The organism is Paeniglutamicibacter sp. ZC-3 (genome assembly GCF_025847175.2).
GTDB lineage: Bacteria > Actinomycetota > Actinomycetes > Actinomycetales > Micrococcaceae > Paeniglutamicibacter > Paeniglutamicibacter sulfureus.
Genome location: NZ_JAOYTG010000021.1, coordinates 62900 through 83059 on the forward strand (window position 1 = coordinate 62900; position 20160 = coordinate 83059).

Annotated in this window: 20 protein-coding genes; 15 read left to right on the forward strand and 5 right to left on the reverse strand. The window is 64.0% G+C overall.

The features are described from left to right. Nucleotides 1–8: 8 nt before the first annotated feature. The 3 genes from OIU93_RS17550 to OIU93_RS17560 all read right to left on the reverse strand — a co-directional run bounded on the left by OIU93_RS17550 (nucleotide 9) and on the right by OIU93_RS17560 (nucleotide 2839). Nucleotides 9–974, reverse strand: coding sequence for an asparaginase (locus OIU93_RS17550; protein WP_264271351.1), 966 nt, complete (start codon nucleotides 972–974; stop codon nucleotides 9–11). Further along, entirely contained in the window at nucleotides 971–1678 is a 708-nt protein-coding gene (locus tag OIU93_RS17555; protein ID WP_264271352.1) for a FadR/GntR family transcriptional regulator, read from the reverse strand. Before OIU93_RS17555 ends, OIU93_RS17550 begins: the two co-directional genes overlap by 4 nt. A gap of 525 nt (nucleotides 1679–2203) precedes the next feature. Further along, nucleotides 2204–2839 carry an RraA family protein gene (locus OIU93_RS17560; protein WP_264271353.1) on the reverse strand — a complete coding sequence of 212 codons (636 nt, stop codon included), beginning with the start codon at nucleotides 2837–2839 and terminating at the stop codon, nucleotides 2204–2206. A 115-nt stretch (nucleotides 2840–2954) separates the two neighbouring features. Between OIU93_RS17560 and OIU93_RS17565 the strand changes: the two genes are divergently transcribed. The 3 genes from OIU93_RS17565 (at nucleotide 2955) to OIU93_RS17575 (ending at nucleotide 6814) form a co-directional block, all read left to right on the forward strand. Beyond that, nucleotides 2955–3815: a prephenate dehydratase gene (locus tag OIU93_RS17565; RefSeq protein WP_264271354.1), complete on the forward strand. Its 861-nt coding sequence runs from the start codon at nucleotides 2955–2957 to the stop codon at nucleotides 3813–3815. 204 nt (nucleotides 3816–4019) lie between these two features. Continuing rightward, on the forward strand, nucleotides 4020–5255 hold the full coding sequence (locus OIU93_RS17570) for an amidohydrolase (protein WP_264271373.1): 1236 nt from the start codon (nucleotides 4020–4022) through the stop codon (nucleotides 5253–5255). A gap of 20 nt (nucleotides 5256–5275) precedes the next feature. Continuing rightward, nucleotides 5276–6814 carry an MFS transporter gene (locus OIU93_RS17575; RefSeq protein ID WP_264271355.1) on the forward strand — a complete coding sequence of 513 codons (1539 nt, stop codon included), beginning with the start codon at nucleotides 5276–5278 and terminating at the stop codon, nucleotides 6812–6814. Between the two features lie 246 nt (nucleotides 6815–7060). On the opposite strand, the gene OIU93_RS17580 is transcribed toward OIU93_RS17575, so the two are convergent. Next, nucleotides 7061–8545, reverse strand: a complete 1485-nt coding sequence (locus OIU93_RS17580) for an ATP-binding protein (RefSeq protein ID WP_264271356.1) — start codon at nucleotides 8543–8545, stop codon at nucleotides 7061–7063. A gap of 197 nt (nucleotides 8546–8742) precedes the next feature. On the opposite strand from OIU93_RS17580, the gene OIU93_RS17585 reads away from it, so the two are divergent. The 10 genes from OIU93_RS17585 (at nucleotide 8743) to OIU93_RS17630 (ending at nucleotide 17153) form a co-directional block, all read left to right on the forward strand. Then, nucleotides 8743–9885, forward strand: a complete 1143-nt coding sequence (locus tag OIU93_RS17585; protein WP_264271357.1) for an acyl-CoA dehydrogenase family protein — start codon at nucleotides 8743–8745, stop codon at nucleotides 9883–9885. Between the two features lie 47 nt (nucleotides 9886–9932). Then, the gene (locus OIU93_RS17590; RefSeq protein ID WP_264271358.1) at nucleotides 9933–10319 is read left to right on the forward strand and encodes a hypothetical protein; all 387 of its coding nucleotides are present in this window, start codon (nucleotides 9933–9935) and stop codon (nucleotides 10317–10319) included. A gap of 2 nt (nucleotides 10320–10321) precedes the next feature. After that, complete coding sequence (locus OIU93_RS17595) at nucleotides 10322–10831, forward strand: nuclear transport factor 2 family protein (RefSeq protein WP_264271359.1); 510 nt, start codon at nucleotides 10322–10324, stop codon at nucleotides 10829–10831. A 23-nt stretch (nucleotides 10832–10854) separates the two neighbouring features. Beyond that, complete coding sequence (locus OIU93_RS17600) at nucleotides 10855–12132, forward strand: aromatic ring-hydroxylating dioxygenase subunit alpha (RefSeq protein WP_264271360.1); 1278 nt, start codon at nucleotides 10855–10857, stop codon at nucleotides 12130–12132. Continuing rightward, the gene (locus OIU93_RS17605) at nucleotides 12125–12658 is read left to right on the forward strand and encodes an aromatic-ring-hydroxylating dioxygenase subunit beta (RefSeq protein ID WP_264271361.1); all 534 of its coding nucleotides are present in this window, start codon (nucleotides 12125–12127) and stop codon (nucleotides 12656–12658) included. Before OIU93_RS17600 ends, OIU93_RS17605 begins: the two co-directional genes overlap by 8 nt. A gap of 9 nt (nucleotides 12659–12667) precedes the next feature. Beyond that, a complete protein-coding gene (locus tag OIU93_RS17610; protein WP_264271362.1) occupies nucleotides 12668–13456 on the forward strand; it encodes an SDR family NAD(P)-dependent oxidoreductase in 789 nt (262 codons plus the stop codon). A gap of 69 nt (nucleotides 13457–13525) precedes the next feature. Continuing rightward, a complete protein-coding gene (locus tag OIU93_RS17615) occupies nucleotides 13526–14482 on the forward strand; it encodes a PDR/VanB family oxidoreductase (RefSeq protein WP_264271363.1) in 957 nt (318 codons plus the stop codon). A gap of 37 nt (nucleotides 14483–14519) precedes the next feature. After that, on the forward strand, nucleotides 14520–15491 hold the full coding sequence (locus tag OIU93_RS17620; protein WP_264271364.1) for an ABC transporter substrate-binding protein: 972 nt from the start codon (nucleotides 14520–14522) through the stop codon (nucleotides 15489–15491). A 10-nt stretch (nucleotides 15492–15501) separates the two neighbouring features. Continuing rightward, nucleotides 15502–16335 carry an ABC transporter ATP-binding protein gene (locus tag OIU93_RS17625; protein WP_264271365.1) on the forward strand — a complete coding sequence of 278 codons (834 nt, stop codon included), beginning with the start codon at nucleotides 15502–15504 and terminating at the stop codon, nucleotides 16333–16335. Continuing rightward, entirely contained in the window at nucleotides 16332–17153 is an 822-nt protein-coding gene (locus tag OIU93_RS17630; RefSeq protein WP_264271366.1) for an ABC transporter permease, read from the forward strand. Before OIU93_RS17625 ends, OIU93_RS17630 begins: the two co-directional genes overlap by 4 nt. A gap of 118 nt (nucleotides 17154–17271) precedes the next feature. On the opposite strand, the gene OIU93_RS17635 is transcribed toward OIU93_RS17630, so the two are convergent. Continuing rightward, entirely contained in the window at nucleotides 17272–17913 is a 642-nt protein-coding gene (locus OIU93_RS17635) for a response regulator transcription factor (protein ID WP_264271367.1), read from the reverse strand. Nucleotides 17914–18165: 252 nt separating this feature from the next. Here OIU93_RS17635 and OIU93_RS17640 point away from each other — a divergent pair, with 252 nt between their 5' ends. Together OIU93_RS17640 and OIU93_RS17645 are read left to right on the forward strand one after the other, a co-directional pair. Continuing rightward, nucleotides 18166–18672, forward strand: coding sequence for a flavin reductase (locus OIU93_RS17640; protein WP_264271368.1), 507 nt, complete (start codon nucleotides 18166–18168; stop codon nucleotides 18670–18672). A gap of 62 nt (nucleotides 18673–18734) precedes the next feature. Continuing rightward, nucleotides 18735–20045, forward strand: coding sequence for an amidase (locus OIU93_RS17645; RefSeq protein ID WP_264271369.1), 1311 nt, complete (start codon nucleotides 18735–18737; stop codon nucleotides 20043–20045). Nucleotides 20046–20160 lie beyond the last annotated feature (115 nt).

The following is a 20160-nucleotide window of genomic DNA, read 5'->3' on the forward strand; positions in this document are numbered from 1 at the left end:
GGAGGTTGCTAGGGGAAGGGCAGACCGGCCAAGGTGCCGACGGGGCTTCCGCCGCCGAGCACGGGGAGGTGGTCGAATGCGGCCAGCCTGCCGGGATCCAACCCCAGGGCCAGCAGCGCGGGGACGGCGGCGGGCATCCGGGCCCGGTCGCCTCCGTCGGAGATCTTCAGTGCCACGGCGGAGCCGTCGGGCAGGGCGATGAGCTGGATGCCCTCGAACCCGTCCTTGGCAAGCACTCCGGGGAAGGCCTCCATCAGCGCGGTGACGTCGCGCCCCGCCCCGGCAACCATCAGGGGATGGGCGCGCATGGCGGCCGCGACCTCGTACTCCGCCGTGCCAGCCGGTGCGGTGACAAGTTTGCCGAAGGCCCGGGCCATGGAAGAAAGGGAGAGCGCGAAGACCTCGGTGCCGCAGCCGTCGGCACTCACCACGGTGATGGGTTCGCCGGTGAGTTCTGCGACGACCTCGCGGATCAGGGTGGGCAGCGGGTGGTCGTGGTGCAGGTAGGTCTCGGTGTCCCAGCCGTTGAGCAGGCAGGTGGCGAGCATCGCGGCGTGCTTGCCCGAGCAGTTCTGCGCCAGTTGGGTTGGCCCGTTGCCTTCGCGGAGCCAGGCCCGCTGTTCGGCCACTCCGTAGGGCAGATCGGTGGAGTTGCGCAGCGCGCCGGGTTCCAGCCCGACCTCGGCGAGGATCTTCGCGGCCAGGTCGCGGTGATCGACGGAGCCAGAATGGCTGGCGGAGGCCAGTGCCAGTTGCTCGGCGGAGAGCTGTAGTCCGGCGCGCACCATGGCAACTGCCATCAGTGGCTTCAGGGCCGAGCGCGGATACATCGCAGCCATCGGCTCGCCGCGGGTGAGCACGGTCCGGCCGCCTGCATCCAGGGCGACGAGAGAACCGTAGTGGACGCTTTCCACCAGTTCGCCGCGGGTCTGCACGGCCAGCGGGGCGTGGGCCGGGAAGGTGGAAGTGCTCATGCGGTTTCTGCTCCGAGGATCGTGGTCAGTGCTTCGTCGACCGCGGCCAGGTGCCCGGCCATGGCCTTGCCCGCCGCGGCGCCGTCGCTCGCCTCGATGGCGGCGAGGATCTCGCGGTGTTCGGCGTGCGAGGGGTGCTGGCGTCCGGTGATGAGGTTGATGGTCTCGGACTGGTTGACCATGGCCTCGCGGATGTCGCCCACGACCCGTTCAAAGACCCCGTTGCCGCTGGCCGCGGCGATCGTGGCATGGAAGCTGGCATCGAGGGCCACCCACCGCTGGGCGTCGTCCTCGTCCTCCATGGCTTCGATGATGCCGCGCAGCTCCTCGAGCTGTTCGGGGGTGGCGCGGGTGGCGGCGAGTTCGGCCGCGGGGATCTCGATGTGCGGGCGCGCTTCCATGAGGCTGCGCGCGGAGAACTTGCCCAGCACCAGGTCGTCGCTGGCCTTGCCCGCGATGACGAAGGTTCCCTTGCCGGTGTGTGTCTCGGTGAGGCCAAGGGCGGCGCAGGAGCGCAGGGCCTCGCGAACGACCGAACGGCTGACCGCAAACTTTCCGGCGAGCACCGATTCGGAGCTCAGTTTGTGCCCCACGGGCAGCTCCCCGGACTCGATGGCATCGCGGATGGCAGTGAATACGGCCTCGGCCGCGCTGACCCGGACGATGGGCTGCGGTCCGGCCGTCCGGCTGTCTGACAGGTTCATGCGTTGAACTATGTCACTCCTCACAAAGTGCTGTCAAGGCGCCGCCCGGCCGCCCCGTCGGGATCTACTCTCACCCGGCACCGGGGGCGCCACAAACGTGCCCGTCAAGGCGCAGATTCAGGCGCGGCGCCTTCTGAAACCACAGCCCGCGCAGCTAGTTCCCGGGCGGGATCGGGGCAGCCTTCCGACGATGGTCAGGCGAGTCCGCGGAGGCCCGTCCATGGAGCCGATTCAGACAGGCGAGGTCTCCGCGCCCGCCCAATGGGTGCGCCCGAGCCGCGGGCAACAAGGTCACGGGACTGTTTTTACCAAATCGCCAGTGCGCTTGGCGATCCTGCCCGCAATGCCGTGAGCGTGCCGCGGGAACACGGCAACTGCCGCCCCTGACACCAAGGGCCCCGTCCGTTGGGACCGAGCCCTTGGTGTCACCTGCGCGGTTGGGAACGTCGGTGGATTTTTCGGGCACCATCAGCGCAGAGGCCGCGTCGGCTGCGCCATCAGACAAGGCCGGACGCTTACCCGGATTTAGGCGCGCGACGGAATCAGTGCCCGCATGTTGTCTTCGCTATTCGCTTGCGCTGCGGTTCGCTCCAGGGCCGCGGCAATGCGCCCCTGCGGCACCACCACGATGCCGTCGCTGTCCCCCAGGATTGCGTCCCCCGGGTGGCAAACAACATTGCCGCAGGCCACCGGAGCGCCGATGGTTCCCGGTCCGTATTTGAAGGGGCCCGCGGGGCTGATCCCGCGTGCGAATACCGGAAGCCCCATGGCCAGCAATTCATCGATGTCACGGGTCGCTCCGTCAATCACGACTCCTGCAATACCCCTGTTGATGCAGATCTCGCCCAGAATGTCGCCGAAGCACGCCCTGCCGGTGTCACTGTTTGCGTTGATGACCAGGACGTCGCCTTCGCGTGCGTCATCGAGGGCCCGATGAATGGCGAGGTTGTCCCCTTCGCGGGTGTTGATCGGAAGAACCGTGCCGGCCATTTTCAGCCCGGGGGTCACCGAGCGCAGGGCCGAGTGCATGACGCCCATGCGCCCCTGGGCATCGCCGATCAGGGCGACAGGGAATTGGGCCAGCTGCCTGACACCGTGCAGGTCCGGTCGCTCCCATTGCGGGCTGAGGTGGAGGGATTCCGTGGGTGCGGTGATGATCATCTGAAACTCGTTTCCGGTGCTATTTTGTTTGCAGTCCCTGTTGACCACCAAGTTTCGTCGTATAGACATTCGTCGGCTCCTTGTAAGCCTGAAGACCTAAGGATATTTCTCAAGCGTGAATCATAAAATTGCCTATCAGGGGGAACCCGGCTCCAATTCGAGCGTTGCCTGCCAGGAGATGTACCCGGATTTCGAGCCCCTGGCCTGCTCCAGCTTTGAGGAGGTTTTTGCCGTCGTGGCCGACGGTTCGGCGGAGCTGGCGATGATCCCCATCGAAAATTCGATAGCGGGTCGCGTTGCGGATATCCATAGCCTTCTGCCGGCTTCCAACCTCCAGATCGTTGGGGAATACTTTCTGGGCATACGCTTCGACCTGCTCGGAATCCGGGGCAGCAAACTCGAGGATGCAAGGGAAGTGCACAGTCACATCCACGCGCTGGGGCAATGCCGTGGAATAATCCGGTCGCTTAAGTTGACTCCGGTCATCGCCGGGGACACCGCCGGTTCGGCGCGGGAGGTAAGTTCCTGGAACGACCCGTCCAAGGTTTCCCTCGCACCACCGCGCGCCGCTGAAATGTATGGTCTTGACGTGCTTGCCTCCGGAGTGGAGGACGACCCCACCAACACCACGCGATTTGTGGTCCTTGCCAGGGAAAAACCGCTGCCCGCGCGCCATGAATTGCCCGAAAATGTCATCACGACGCTGGTTTTCCGGGTTCGAAATGTTCCGTCGGCGCTCTTCAAGGCCCTCGGTGGATTTGCCACCTGTGGAGTCAACATGACGCGCATTGAAAGCTACATGGTGGGCGCGGAATTTGCGGCGACCATGTTCTTGGTGGATCTTCAAGGACACCCGGAGGACGGGCCCCTGAAGACTGCATTGGAGGAGCTGGAGTTCTTCACATCCGAAATCAAGATCCTGGGCGTCTACGCCGCACAGGACTACCGAATCCGGGGAAACGGCGAACGCTCATAGATCATTGGGTCCGCCAACTGCTACTTCAGTCTGGCACGGACGCACCTCGCCATTCCGGGGACGGGGTCTCCTGCGGGGAACACTAAATGAATATCGCGTCACGACATGGACAAGCGCTGACCTGCGGGGATACGTTGAATAACCGGATCCGCAACCAGGCCATGGCCACCCGCAGTGCCTGTGCGCGGCCAGAACGGAAAGGCGATCCCCGTGGTTGACCCCTCACTTCTTGACTCCCTGGACGGCCAACTTGAGTGGCAGCGGGAGCTCTACAAGCACTTCCACCGCAACCCCGAGCTCGGCCTCCAGGAGCACCAGACGGCCGCACGCCTCGAGACGGAGCTCGCGGCCCTGGGCTACGACGTGCAGCGCATCGGCGGAACGGGCGTGGTCGGGGTGCTGGCCAACGGCGAAGGGTCCGTGGTCCTGGCCCGCGCCGACATGGACGCGCTTCCGGTCACCGAGGACACCGGACTGGACTATGCCTCCACGGTCGAGGGCGTCATGCACGCCTGCGGCCACGACATGCACATGGCCACCCTCCTGGGCGCCGCGAAGGTGCTCGCGGAGAACCGGGAGGCCTGGTCCGGCACCCACATCGCACTCTTCCAGCCCGCCGAGGAAACCGCCGCCGGGGCCAGGGCGATGGTCGCCGACGGGCTGGTGGACAAGCTGCCGCGTCCGGACGTCGCGCTGGCCCAACACGTCATGCCAGTGGAGGCCGGACTCGTCGGCACCGCCGCCGGGCCGATCCTCTCCGCCGGGGACAGCCTGAAAATCACCGTTCACGGCCGCGGTGCCCACGGTTCGATGCCGCACAACTCCGTGGACCCCGTGGTGCTTGCGGCCTCGATCGTGCTGAAGCTGCAGACCATCGTGTCGCGGGAAACCATGCCCGGACAGTTCGCCGTGGTGACCGTCGGGTCCTCCAACGCCGGGACCGCGGCCAACATCATCCCGGCCAAGGCCGAGCTTCGGCTGAACATCCGCACCTACGACCTCGCCCTGCGCAAGCACATCATGGCCTCCATCGAGCGGATCGTGCGCGGCGAATGCGCCGCCGCCGGCTCGCCCCGGGAGCCTGACTTCGAGTACTACGACCAGTTCCCGCTCACCGACAACGACGCAGAGGTGAATGCGCGTGTGACAACGGCCTTCACCGAGCATTTCCCTGCGGGACAGGTCTACCAGGCCACCCCCGCGACGGCATCCGAGGATTTCGGCGCCATCCCCGGCGCCTTCGGCATCCCCTACAGCTACTGGATGGTCGGCTGCGTCCCGGCCGACGACTACCGCAAGGCGGTGGCCAACGGGACGGTGTCCTCCGACATCCCGGCGAACCACTCCCCCTTCTTCGCCCCCGCCATCGACCCGACCCTGGAAACCGCAACCCGCACCATGGTCCTCGCCGCCCTGGCGTACCTGGGCAAGTCCAACTGACCGAAGGAACGTGGAACACCATGGGCGCTGAGACCCACTCCCCGACAACCACCGCCTGGAAACCCACCGACAAGTGGCTGCTGGGCATCGTCCTGGCGGTCATCAACTTCTGGCTCTTCGCCCAGACCCTGCTCAATGTCATCCCCGGTATCCGCGGCCAACTCGGCGTCGAGGAGACCCTGGCGAACCTGGCGGTGTCCGTCACCTCGCTGTTCTCCGGCATCTTCATCGTGGTGGCCGGCGGCCTGGCGGACCGCCTGGGCCGGGTAAAGGTCCTCTACGCCGGCATCTGGCTCTCCATCGCCGGATCGCTGCTGATCGCCCTGACCCCGGAGAACCTCGGCGGGCTGACCAGCACCATGTTGTTGGGTGGCCGGGTGGTCCAGGGGCTATCCGCGGCCTGCATCATGCCCTCCTCGATGGCGTTGGTGAAGACCTTCTACGAGGGCAAGGCACGGCAGCGTGCCCTGTCCTTCTGGTCGATCGGCTCCTGGGGCGGGTCCGGCTTCTGCTCGCTCTTCGGCGGGCTGATGGCCACCAGCGCACTGGGCTGGCGCTCGATCTTCTGGATCTCCGTGGTGCTCTCGATCGTGGCGCTGGTGCTGCTGCGCGGCACCCCGGAGTCGAAGGCCGAAAGCGACCCGGCCGCCGCCAAGCGCGGTTTTGACTGGGGCGGACTGGTCGCGTTCATCGTGCTGCTGGTCTCGATCAACGTCTACATCTCACAGGGCCCGGCACTGGGTTGGCTAAGCCTGCGCGGACTGGGACTGATCGCCCTCGCCGCGGTCTCGGGACTGATCTTCCTGTACATCGAGACGCATCGCGCGGGTGCCTTCGTGAACCTGAAGCTGTTCGCCAACGGCACCTTCACCGGCGCCACGCTCTCCAACTTCCTGCTCAACGGCGCGGCCGGCACGCTGATCGTCTCCCTGGGCCTGGTGCAGATCGCCGCCGGCATGAGCTCCCTGCAATCGGGCCTGCTCACGCTTGGCTACCTCATCGCCATCCTGGCCACCATCCGGGTGGGCGAGAAACTGCTGCAGCGCTTCGGGCCGAAAAAACCGATGCTCTGGGGCTCGATGATCACCGGCGTGGGCATCCTGCTGTGCTCGATGACGTTCCTGTACATCGACCAGTACATCGTGCTCTCCGTTATCGGCTTCACGCTCTTCGGGGTCGGGCTGGGCTTCTACGCCACCCCGTCCACCGACGCGGCGCTCTCCAGCGTCCCGGACAACCAAGTGGGCGCTGCCTCGGGCATCTACAAGATGGCCTCTTCACTGGGCAACGCGATCGGCGTCGCGATTTCCGCGGCCCTGTACGTCGCCGGGCAGGCGGTCAACCCGGAACTGATCCAGTCCTGGGGCCTGTTCATCGGCCGGCAGGACAACGTGGCGTTGCGCTTCGGAGGGGCCGTCGGCCTGCTGTTCAACGTGTTGATGGTGGTCATCGCCATTGCCGCCATCATCGTCACCGTTCCGGCAGAGCCCAAGGACCGGGTGCCGGAGCCCGAACCCAAGGAGCCGCACGACGTCGCTCCCCCGGCATTCGGCAACTAGGCGTCAGCTGATTGAGCAGACTTTTCGAGGGCTGGTTCCAGTGCTTCGCACCGGTACCGGCCCTCGTTAGCATTGGGAGCCAATGCGGTTGGTTGCATATTGACTTCCGGGCACCCAGCTGCGCGGCCACGTTCCATGCCCCCATGGCGGTGTGTGAGGTAAATCTTCTGCTGTCGCAGAAGGTTCGGTGCCGCCCCCTCGGGTCCGCGGCCACGCCGTCTCATTTGTCGATTGGCAGTTCAGGCGTCAGCACAACGGCAACCTGAACGCGAAGGTCGACCCGCCACCAGGGTTTTCCACTGCATTGATGGTTCCGTTGTGCCGGGTAACGATCCGGTGGCTGAGTGCCAGCCCGAGGCCGCTCCCATCGGCCTTCGTGGTGAATGCGCCATCGAAGATCCTTCCGTCGGGGAAGCCGGAAAGTCCCGATCCGCGGTCAATGACCCGGAAGACCGCTGAGTCATCTTCGCATGCCGTTTCAAGAGTCACCACGCGCCGTTCCTCTGGGAAGCGAGACATCTCCTCTATCGCGTTGCGGCACAGGTTTAGCACGACTTGGCCGATCAGCACCTTCTCGCAGAGCACCGGAAGTTCTCCGGGATCCAGTGCCATCTCTAGCGTTGCGGAGTGCCGCGAGGCCACGAGCTCAACGAAGTACATGCAGTCCCGCACCACGGCGTTCAGGTCAACGTGCTGTTCGGACGTTTCCAGCGTGCCCACGAATCCACGCAAGCTGCGCAGGATCTGGTTGGCGCGCTCAATTTGGCGCTGCGCGTTCTCCAGCCCGAACTCCAGGTCGACCGCGCTCATCTTGCCCGCCCGGTATCGACGCTTGACCCCGTCCAGAAAGTTCGTCGCCGCGCCGAGGGGCTGGCCCAACTCGTGCGAAAGGGCCATCGCCATGTCGCCCATGACGTTGTAGCGGGCCAGGTAGTTCAGGTGTTCCTGGTCCCGCTCGCGTTCGATGTCCGCAGACACGCGATCGGTGATGTCGTGGAGGAACATCAACGTCCCGGACAGGTCATGCTTCAGGTCGATGCTCTGGCAGGCGGCCCCGAACCAGCGTGATTCACCCTGCGGCGTGCGCAGTTCCAGTCGGCAGCTGACCATGCCGGCATCCGCAGCGCATTCGGCCGACACCCGGGCAAAGGTTATAGCCGCACCGCCAAGGCACAAATCAGTGAAATACCGCCCAACAACCTCGTCCGGGTGCACACCCAACTGCGGAAAGACCGAATTGCTGGCATAAGAAATCAGCCCGTCGGAACCCACGACGAGAATGGCCTCGCCCATGTTCCCGATGAAGGCGTTTAGCCGTCCCTTGGTCCGCTCCAGCCCGCTCTTGAGCTGCTCCTCGCGTTCCATGTCCCTGAATTCAACGAGCACCACCTCGCGCTCGGGCAGAATTACGTGCCGGGCCAGCGCCTCAGTCAGGAAATCCTGCCCTTCCTTGTTCCGGTACATCCATTGCGTGCGGCTGGCACCGTGCACCACGGCATCCTGCAGCCAGCGGCGCCCGACGGTCCGGCTGTAGGGTTCGGCCAGGCTGCTCATGTCATCAGCTTTCAGCGGTCGCAACTCCTCCAGCGTGAAGCCGAGCACCCGGCACGCCGCCGGGTTGGCCCAGAGGATGTCCTTCGACTCCGCGTCATGCATCAGGAGGCAGTGGTCCAGCCCTGTGAGCAGAATCCGGGCATCGGCCTCGGAAGGTTCGTAATTTTGCGTATTCACGGCTTCCAGTTCTACCCCAGTCCGGCTTCGCCGCAATAGGTAGTTACTTCAGTTGGAATCAATCTTTCTTTGTCTGGAGGCACGTAAACACCCATTGAAGGGCAGTAATTGGGTAAATACCGTGATTCAGACAACACCAGCAAGACCCTCGACATCCGTACTTGCCTCAGAAAAGCTACAAGCTAGGAGCCCTCTCCATGACGACCGTTGCCGAAGCACCCGCGCAGGACGCGCTGACCACGGTCCTGGAACTCATCGACCGGCGACGCGAGGAGTTCAACACGAACCGCTTCGTACCCAAGGACGTTATCGACGCATTCAAGGCGGCCGGAATCTACCGCGCTGCCACCCCGCTCCAGTTCGGTGGCGACGCGCTCCCGCCCGCGGAATTTCTCCGCAAGATCGAACTGATCTCCACCGTCGATGCCTCGAGCGGTTGGGTAGCGAGCTTCGGCTCAGCACTCGTGTACTTGGCCGCACTGCCCGTCGACACGCAGGCCGAATTGTACAAGGACGGACCCGACTTGGCTTTCGCCGGCGGACTCTTTCCGGTCCAGAAGGCACCGGTGAAGGACGGGAAGTTCCACATCAAGGGCACCTGGAAGTTCGCCAGCGGTTGCAAGGGCGCCGACGTGCTTGGCGTCGGCATCGCCGGTGGCGAGACCGCCGCAGGCAAGCCGCGCACCGCGTTGCTGCGCCCGGACCAGGTCATCATCAAAGACAACTGGGACGTCATTGGCCTGCACGGAACCGGCAGCCACGACCTTGTCGTTAACGGGGTCGATGTGGATCAGGACTGGACCTTCATCCGCGGCGGCGAACCGATGATTGATGAGCCGCTCTACCACTACCCCACGATCGCCTACGCCGCCCAGGTCTTGGCCGTCGTGAACCTCGGTGTGGGCCGTGCCGCGCTTGACTATGCGACACAGATCGGCGCCGGACGGACGGGCATCACCGGAGCCCCGAAGCTCGCCGATCGCGCGTATTACCGGATCGATCTGGCAAAGGCCGAGGCCGAGCTTCGTTCGGCACGGGCCTTCTTCTATGAGATCACCGAAGAAACCTATGCCACGGTAGTGGGCAACGGACAGGCCACCGACTCCCAAAAGGCTCTGCTTCGCCTTGCCTCCACCCACGTCGCCAAGGCCGGCGCCCAAGCCGTCAACACCGCCTACTCGCTCTCCGGGACAGCGGCCATCTACGACGGGAACCCGCTGCAGCGTCATCTGCGCGATTCGGCCGTCGTCACCCAGCACGCGTTCCTCGGCGATGGCATGTATGACGGCACTGGCTCGGTCCTGATGGGCCAGCCCCCGGTCATCCCGGGCTTCATCTAACCAGACCACCTGCTCACCCACCGCACGAACCCCTCGAAGGAACAACCATGACAGCGAGCGATGCCCGCCCCGAACCGTTGCGCACCTTGTTCTGCATCGGCATCAACCAGAACTTCTTCAGCCTGCCCAAGAACGAAATCGGCCCGGTGTGGGTCGCCTTCTCCAGCATGCTTTCGGCCATGGCCGCAATGCCCGGTGTCGATGTCATCGGCAACATGGACGACGACTCCCACATGGTCGGTCCCTCTGCCGGATGGCCTTGGACCTGCTACGTGATGGCCGATGTCGACACACAGGAAACGGTCAAGGCCGTGTGCAACCTGTTCCGCACCACGATGGTCGACGACGACCACGCGCTGTGGACCTATGCGCACATTGAGGCCCGCATGGGCCGTGCCCTGACCATCCGCAGCGATGTCGAGATAGCCAAGTAGCCGTGGCAGGAATCAGTGCCACCACGAACGTCGCCGGGTTTGAAACACGACTTCAACTGCTGGAGGCCGGTGAATCGATCCGCTGGATCATCGCCCGCTACATGGAACTGTGCGACGTTCCGCAGCCGGAATTCGACCTAGCCGAACTCGGCGCGCTGTTCACCGAGGACGCGACTTGGCAGGGCATCGGGCCTGAATACGGCGAGAAGTTCGGCAGCTACAACGGCAGGGACGCCATCGTCCGCATGTTGGGCAGCCACCTGTTGCCCGGCGGCCCGTTCACCGCAAACGCCCATGTGCTGGGCGAGGGACGCATCAACATCTCGTTCCCCACGGCATCGGGCAGCTGGATCATGCAACAGGTCTCCGCGTACACGGACGGCCGCCAGGAAGTGGTTGCCGCCCGCATCACGGTGGACTTCGAACTAGACGGGGCCATGGCCCGGATCAAGACCTTCCGCACGCAGCGCCTCGTGGCGCTCTCCCCGGCGAACCTCGCCACCCCACACTAGCCACCATCCCCAAGGAGTCACTGATGAGCACCCCCATCATGGAGAACCAAGACGGCTTCTCCGCACTTGCCTCGACCGACAGGGTCGCCGGGCAGCTTTACACCGATCCGGATATCTTCGAAGCCGAGCTGGAGAAGATCTTCTACAAGAACTGGGTCTGGGTGGCCCACGAAAGCGAGATCCCGGACAAGGGCAGCTTCAAGAAAGCCATGATCGGTCGCCAGCCGGTGATCGTCACCCGCGACCGCAAGGGGTCGTTCAATGTCCTGCTCAACCGCTGCCGCCACCGCGGCGCCTCGGTCTGCGAGCCGGACAAGGGCAAGGCCAACGGCTTCACCTGCCCGTACCACTCTTGGTCCTACTCGCTCGACGGCCAGCTGCGCGGTATCCCGTACCCCGAGGGCTACGAGGGCGTCATCGAGAAGAAGGACATGCCGCTGCAGAAACTGCGCGTCGAAAGCTACGCCGGGATGATCTTCGCCTCCTTCAACGCGGACATCGAACCGCTCGAGGACTTCCTGGGCGACGCAAAGCTCTGGATGGACCGCTTCATGATGCAGGGTGCCGGCTACGGGATCAAGGTCCAGGGCGAGCACAAGTTCCGCTTCGACGGCAACTGGAAGATCCAGCTGGAAAACACCACCGACGGCTACCACTTCCCGATCGTGCACCGTTCGTGGATGGCCTCCGTTGACGCCGAAACGGCCGACATGCTCTCCTTCATGACCGACGAGAACGCGGTGACCCATGCGCTGGGCAATGGCCACAGCGTCGCCATCATGGTCCCGGAGCACGTCGATCTGGATGCCGATGACGGAACCGAGGAACTGCAGGAACGCTTCCGCCACATCATCGACGAGCTCTCCGAGACGATGCCGGCAGATCAGGTCCGCCGCGTCGTGCGCTCGATGCACGGCGCGGGGTTCAACCTGAACCTTTTCCCGAACGTTGCCATGTCAATGTCCTTCTTCCGCGTCCTGCGCCCGATCTCGGTCAACGAGACCGAGATCCAGCACCTGGCCCTGGGCCTGGACGGCGGACCGGAAAGCGTCAACCGCGAACGCCTGCGCATCCACGAGCACTTCCAGGGACCGTTCGGCTTCGGCACCCCGGATGACTCCGAGGCCTGGGACCGCGTGCAGCGCGGCGCCTACGCCAACCCCGAAATGCCCATCATGGTCAACCGCGGCCTGGGCCGCGAAAAGACGGTGGACGAAGGCTGGAAAACCTCGCACGTGACCGACGAATCGGGCATGCGCGAATCCTACTCACAGTGGAAGAAGATGATGAGCGATGACTAGCGAAAGCACGCTGACCGCCCCCCTTGAAAACGGCTTCGCATCCGACGCGCTGCTCGATCCGCTGGTCTCCAAGGCCATCGCGCTAATCTGGCACGAGGCGACACTGCTCGACGCCAAGGACTACGTGGCCTGGGAGGGCCTGTGGACCCCCGACGGCAAGTATGTGATCCCGATCGATCCGGACACCGATGACTTCGAGTCCGGCTTGAACATGGTCTACGACGATGCCCGGATGCGCCGGATGCGCGTGACCCGGCTAACCGAGGGCTATTCCATGTCGGCGGTCGCATCGGCTCGCACCGCACGCACCATCTCCCGCTTCACCGTCACGTCTAACGACGGTGAGTCGGTCACGCTGCGCTCGGCGCAGATCATCGTCGGATTCAAGCGCGAAAAGCACCTGCTGCTGGCAGCCGACTTGGAGCACCGGATCAGTTTCGCCGACGGCAAACCGCGCCTGGATTTGAAGGTCGTGCGCCTGGTCAACTCCGACGGGGCCGTCACCGCCTCCGGATTCCTGCTCTAGGGCCCCGGAATGACTACGACGACAGACAATCAGACGACCGCCGGGAAACGGGTCGACAACGGCCAGGTCGCCATCGTCACCGGCGCCACCCGCGGCCTGGGCGCCGTCATTGCGCGCACCCTGCACGCTGCCGGCTACTCGGTGCTCGCCACCGGCAGCCGAATCGAACCGGTCCAGGAACTGGCCGACGAGCTGGATCCAAGCGGCAAGACGTCAGCAGCCGCGGTCCTCGATGTCCGCCGCAAGGAGGACTTCGAGGCGGCCCTTCAGTCCGCGGTGCAGCGTTGGGGAGCTGCACACGTGCTGATCAACAACGCCGGCCGTTCCCAGGTCCAGCCGCTGATGGACATCAGCCCGGAGGACTTCTCCGAGATCGTTTCCACGAACCTCGACGGCGTTTTCCTGGGCTGCCAGGTCTTCGGCAAGCACTTCTCCGGAAACGGCTACGGCCGCATCGTGAACATCGGTTCGCTGGCCGGCCAGAACGGCGGCACGGCCACCGGCGCCCACTACGCCGCGGCCAAGGGCGGGGTGGGCACGCTCACCAAGGTGTTTGCCCGCGACCTGGCCTCCGGCGGCGTCACGGTGAACTCGGTTTCCCCGGGTCCGCTTGACCTTCCGGTGGTCTACGAGACGGTTGCCGCCGACAAGCTGGAGGCAGTCAAGGCGAACATTCCCGTGGGCCGGCTCGGCTCCGCGGAATTCATCGCCTCAACAGTCGCCCTGCTTGCCTCCCCCGAGGCGGCATCGGTCAACGGTGCCAGCTGGGACATCAATGGCGGGCTGTTCATGCGCTGATCGCCTCAGCGATCGGCGCATGGCGCCCCCACAGGTTAGAAGCCCCACCCAATTTAGAGGAGTACGGACATGAAGAAGGTCCGGGTCAAAGTGGCCGTGGTTTCGGACGAAACCAGCAGCATCAAGACATTTCGTTTGGAACGCGCCGACGGGTTGGACTTTGCCCCGGCCCCGGCGGGGGCGCACATCGACGTTGTCGGCCCCACGGAGGTCACTCGCCAGTACTCCCTCTGCAATGCACCTGACGAGGGCTCGTACCTGGTCGCGGTGAAGCTCGAACCTGCCTCGCGCGGCGGTTCCGCCGCGCTACACGGCGATGTCTCGGTGGGCACCGAACTTGAGGTCAGCGAGCCGCGCAACTTGCTCAAGGTTGCCACCGATGCCGACCGCCACATCCTCGTGGCGGCGGGCATCGGCATCACCCCGATGATCAGCATCGCCTACAACCTGCACCGCTCGAGCATCGACTTCGAGCTGCACTACTTCGCCCGCTCCCACGCGGAGGCAGCTTTCACGGAGCTGCTCGAGGAGCGCTGCGGCTTCACCGAATCGGTGCGCTTCCACTTCGGGGTTCCGCGCAACGAGCAGGGCACCATCATGACTGCGCTCGCCCGGGACGCCGATACCGGCGTACACGTCTACACCTGCGGCCCGGTGGGCTTCATGGACAACGTCCGCAAAGCGTTCGCCCCGGTTGTCGGCGAGGACCAGGTCCACATCGAGCATTTCGAAGCCGAGGAGATCGACACCTCCAACGACACTGCCTTCGAAGTGGAGCTGGACACCGGCGAGATCTTCGAGATCCCGGCCGATCGCTCAATCGTGGACGTGCTCCAGGAAAACGGCATCGAGGTCGATACCTCCTGCAAGGAGGGAATCTGCGGCACCTGCGTCATGGGCGTCCTCGATGGCGTGCCCGAGCACCGCGACAACTGTCTCTCCACTTCAGAGAAGGCGGCAAACGACCAGATGGCCACCTGCGTTTCCCGGACCTGCGGCAAGCGCCTGCTATTGGAGCTCTTCTAGATCTGCCCTTAATTCATCCATTTCGAAAGGCACCTACATGAAGAAGCACGTCAGCTACCTCAAAATCGTGGCGGCAACAGTCGCTGCCCTCTCACTTGCTGTAACCACTGGTTGCTCACGCCCGGCCGAGGGAAACACCAAGGTCGACGCCAACGGACCGGTCAAGATCGCCGTGGGCATCGACACCACGTATGCCCCCTACTTCGTTGCCGAGGATGAGGGACTGTTCAAGAAAGCCGGTGTCGAAGTGGAGTTGATCCAGTTCGGCCGCGGCGGCGAAGCCGTCGACGCACTCGCTGCCGGACAGGTCCACCTAGCAGGCAGCTCGGACGCCACCACCATCACCCAGTTCCAGCAGAGCCCGGAACTGATTGCGCTGTTCGCCACCCAAACCTCGGGCGAATACGTCAAGGTAGTCCTGCGCAACGGCGTCAAGCCCGAGAACGTCAAGAAAATGGTGGTCGTGCCCGGTCTGAGCGAGATCGCCACGGCCAAGTACCTCGAGGCCAAGGGCATCGATGCCGGATCGGTCGAGTTCATCACCGCTACGCCGAATGACGCCTCCGCCCTGCTGAAGCGCGGCGACGCCGACGGCTTCGTCATGTGGGAGCCGTGGCCAAGCAACGCCGTCGCCGAAGGTGCTGGCACTGTGGCAGAAACCACCGGCGACTATGACTGGTTCTACAACCACTGGGTGATCGGCCGTTCCGACTTAGTCAACGCCCGTGACGAGGCAGCGCAGAAAGTCGCCTCGGCCCTGGCCGAGGCTGCAAGAATCGTGGAAGCCGAACCGGAGCGCGCAGTGACGGCCACCCTGGCGCACACGAAGGTCCCCAAGGAGCAGATCCTTCAGGCCATCGACCAGATCGACTACGAGATCCGTTCTTTTACCGGCAAGGACCTCGAGACCGGAAATACCATGGCCGACTACTTTGTCGGCACGGGCGTGCTGAAGGAGATGCCGGAGCTGGACAAGCGCATTCTTGTGGACTGGATCAACAAGAAATGAGGTTCCTGCCATGACAACGACTGCCACAGCCCCGAGGGACGGTTCCCGCGGTGAAACCTCGGGAACCAGCGTCCAGTTGGATTCGGTGTCGATCGGCTTCGGTTCGACCGAAATCGTGGAGGGCATCAGCCTCGACATCAGGCCCGGAGAATTCGTTTGCCTTCTGGGACCCAGTGGATGCGGCAAGTCCACGCTTCTGTCATCGATTGCCGGATTCACGGCAGTCACCGGGGGAACCATCACCTGCGCCGGAGAGCCGGTGCTTGGGGCCAACCCGCATGCGGGAATGGTCTTCCAGCAATCGGACGCGCTGTTCGACTGGATGAGCGTGGCGGCCAATGTTTCCTACGGCCCGAAGATGCACGGCGCTTCTAAGGCCGAACAGTCAAGGATTTCCGACCGTTTCCTCTCCATGGTGGGATTGCGAAAGGCTGGGGCAAAGTTCCCGAACCAGCTCTCCGGTGGTATGCGTCAACGCGTACAGATCGCGCGGGTGCTGGCCAACGAGCAGCCGCTCGTGCTCATGGACGAACCGTTTGGTGCCCTCGATGCTCAAACCCGGGCCGTGATGCAGGCGGAGCTGACCCAGATCTGGGAAGAAACCGGCTGCACCGTGGTGTTCGTGACCCACGATATCGACGAGGCGGTGGCGCTGGCCGACCGCGTCGTGGTCATGTCCTCCGGGCCGAAGGCAGGACTCAAGAGTGTCTACGACCTGAATCTACCCCGCCCCCGCGAGCGCACCTCCGCTGAGGTCGTTTCCGTCTACGAACAACTGCGCGCTGATATCCGCGAGGAAGTCGCCGCGTCATTGCGTGCCCAAGGATTGGATGACGAAGGATGAGCGCCCTGGAAACAGCACCTCGCGTGCAGCCTGTCGTTGAACCGCCACGGAACAAAAAAGCCTGGCAAGGAGCGCGTCAGCTTCTATGGTGGGCCGCATCGGCTGCCATCGGTCTCGCGCTGTGGAGCGTCGTGGCCTGGTGGTACGGCCCCACGGCCGTGGCTTCGCCGATGGAAGTTGCCGCTGCCGCCGTCGAGCTGACCGTCGACGGAACACTTTGGGTGAGCATCTGGGCCTCTACGCAGCGGATCCTGATTGGCTGGCTGCTCGGCGTCGCGGTGGGCGCACCCATCGGCATCCTCATGGGTCGCCTGAACGTCGTTCGGCAGCTGTTGGACCCGTATATCGAGTTCTTCAGGTTTATCCCGCCCATCGCCTTCGTGACGCTGGCCGTGATCTGGTTCGGCATCGGTGAGACGTCAAAGGTTGTGCTGATCTTCTACACCTCGGTATTCATCGTCACGGTGAGCACCATCGCGGCGGTGCTGGCCATCCCGGAGAACAGGATCAACGCGGCATCGAATCTGGGGGCCAGCCAGCGCCAGATCATGACCTCCGTAGTGTTGCCCTCGGCTATTCCGGGCATCGTCACCGGTGCCCGGCTGGCGATGGGAAACAGCTTCCTCACCATAGTCTCCGCCGAGATCGTTGCCGCCCAGCACGGCCTGGGCGCGTTGATCTGGCAAGCAAGAAACTACGGACGCATCGACTGGACCTTCGTTGGAATCATCACCCTAGGGTTGTTGGGCTTCACCATAGACAGGATCCTGCGCATTGCCTCGGGCAGGTACCTTGCCCGTTACGGGGTGAAGAGCTAGCCGGCTGTGACGCGAGAATGGCCCGGTTTCCTTGGGAACCGGGCCATTCTCGCGTCAAAATCGAAGGAAAGCGGTGGTCATGCCTCCTCCGGGCGGGCCCGTCCGTGGGCCGAGTCCCCTACAGGTCTACGGCGAGGTCGATCCGCTGGCTCAGCACGTCCCTGACCAGCGTTGATATGCTCTCCGCATTTGTCTTTGACTTGATCCGTGCCCGGTGCACGTCGATCGTCTTCACGCTAGTGCCCAGTTTCCGGGCGATGTTCTGGCTGGGCAGTCCGTCGATGACCAGCAGCAGGATCTCGCGTTCGCGCGGAGTCAGGGTGCGCAGCCGTTCCAGTACCTGTTTCCGCTCGGCGGATTCGGCAAAGCGCACCTCGGCCAGTTCGAGTGTCTCCTGCACGGCGTCGAGCATCTGTTGGGGATCGTAGGGCTTCTCGAAGAAATTAACTGCGCCCTGCTGCAGTGCACGCACCGACATGCGGACGTCGCCGTGGGCCGACACGAAGATGATCGGGATCGGTGCCCCAATTTGGTTCAAGGTCTCCTGAAGGGCGAACCCTCCGGTCCGGGGCATCCGAACATCCAAAACCAGGCAGGAGGCTCGCTCCCTGTCGTACCCATCAAGGAAAGACGCCACGTCGTTGTAGCTCTGCGAAGCAATATCGACAGAGTCCAGAAGCCAAGCCAGCGAGGTGCATAACTCGTCGTCGTCATCGACGATGTACACGATCGGTTCAGTGGTCATCGTTGTGTTAGTCATGGTCTCCAATTTCGACTGCTACGACATGGAACCATAGCCATTCCCTGAAGGACCTGCAACGGCCGGACACTAAGGGAACTACCTATCCGCATTGGGCCAGTTGCCCCGAACCCTAGGGCTACTGGGGATATCCCGGAAGTGATTCAGTTCATAGATTACTAACCAAGCCCGCGGAAGTCTGAATAAGACGCCTCCGGGTAGTCCCCAGCCACCCACTTGCAGCGGGCGGCACCATCCGATCAGGAGAGCACCATGACCCAGCTAACCCAAATCCAAACGGACTTTCGGACTGCGATGGCCCACCTTCCGGCCGCGGTCAGTATCATCACCACGGATGGGCCGCACGGGCGGCTGGGCATCACTGTCAGCGCCGTCTGCTCCGTCACCGATTCGCCGCCCACCATCCTGGTGTGCGTGAACAAGAACAGTGCCGCCCACGACATATTCAAGAACAACGGCAAGGTCGGCATCAACATCCTTGCAGGTGAGCAAGAGGAACTGGCGCGCCATTTCTCCGGTGCGACCCAAGTTCCGATGGACCAGCGCTTTGCCTGGGACATCTGGGAGAAAGACACCGACGTCCCGGTTCTCGCCGACGCCCACGTCAAGTGCATCGGAACCATCGAAGCCATTACCGAGCAAGGCTCGCATTCGGTCCTTTTCATCCGGCTTGACCGGGTCGAGGTCAACAACGACAACAGCGGACTCGTGTACTTCAACCGCGCCTTCCACCCCATCGGCCAGCCGGTCGCCGTCTAGCCCACTGCCAACCACAGCGGGCCGCCAATACGCGATTCGTCGATGACCAAGGATTCCACATCATGACAGCAGTTGAAGCCGCCGCTCCCGTATCGCTTGCAGCCTCTATCCAGCGCCTGGCCACCGGAGTGGCCACACCGCTGGATCTGGTCGGCGAATCGCTGGCACGGATCGAGGCGCTGGATCCGGAGCTCCGGGCCTGGGTAAGCGTCGATGCCGACTCTGCCATCGCCGCGGCCCACGGCTTGACCGACATCCCGGAGGGATCGCGGGGGGCACTATGGGGCACCCCGGCGGGGGTGAAAGACATCATCGACGTGGCAGGGATGCGCACTGGCTGCGGTTCGGCGATCTTCGACCAGGCACCACCGGCAAGCGCCGATGCCGGCTGCGTCGCCGCCCTGCGGGGTGCCGGGGGCATCGTGCTGGGCAAGACGGTCACCACCGAGTTCGGATACTTCGCACCCGGGCCCACCATCAACCCTCACCGGCCGACCCGTGGAACCGCACCACACACTCCGGGCGGATCATCCAGCGGATCGGCCGTCGCGGTGGCCAGTGGCATGGTCCCGTTCGCTTTCGGCACGCAGACAGCTGGCTCCCTCACCCGTCCCGCTTCCTACTGCGGGGTGGCCGGCCTGGTCGCCCCGATCCACGCGATCCCAACGGACGGCGTCACCGGGCTGAGCCACAGCCTGGACTCGATCGGCTTTCTGGCCGCCACTGCCGCGGACCTGCGGATTGCCTACACCGCGATCTCCGGCACTCCGGCACCCGCCCAGGGGGCAAGGCGCCCACCCAGGTTGCTGGTTTGGGACGGTACCGACATCGCCCCTGTCTCCGGTGACATGCTTTCGAGCTTGCACTTGGCCATATCCGCCGCCAGAACGCGGGGCGCATTGGTCGAGTCGCTGGGCTCGGCCGCAGCCGTGCGGGACCTGGTCCCGCTGCATATGAGCGTGATGGCATACGAGGCCGCTTGCACGCACAAATGGTTGCTGTCGCGGAAGAATGAGGTCAGTGGTCCGCTGGCCGATCTCCTGTCCAGTGGCGACCTTCTGGCCGACGCCGATTTCCACCGGGCCATGGCAGGACTCGCTGCAGCCCGCAAGGACATCCTTAATCGGCTCCAGCACTTCGACGCCATCATCGCCCCCGCGGCACCCGGATCGGCACCCGCAGGATTGGCCAAGACTGGCGACCCGATCCTCAGCCGCCCGTGGCAGGCCCTCGGTCTACCGGCGGTCACCATGGCCGGGCTGCGCGATGCAGCGGGCATGCCGCTGGGCATCCAGGTCATCGGCAACCCGGGGCATCCCGGTGGCCTGCTGGACATCGCAGAGTGGCTTGAGCCTTCCCTGGCCCAGCACTAAGCCTTGATCCACCGATGAGATTTGGGACCTGCCCGGCGTTTTAACCACGAAATGCCCGTCATATCAGGGAAAATTGAACTTGCGACAGTAACAACATTCCTGAAATGAAGGGCAT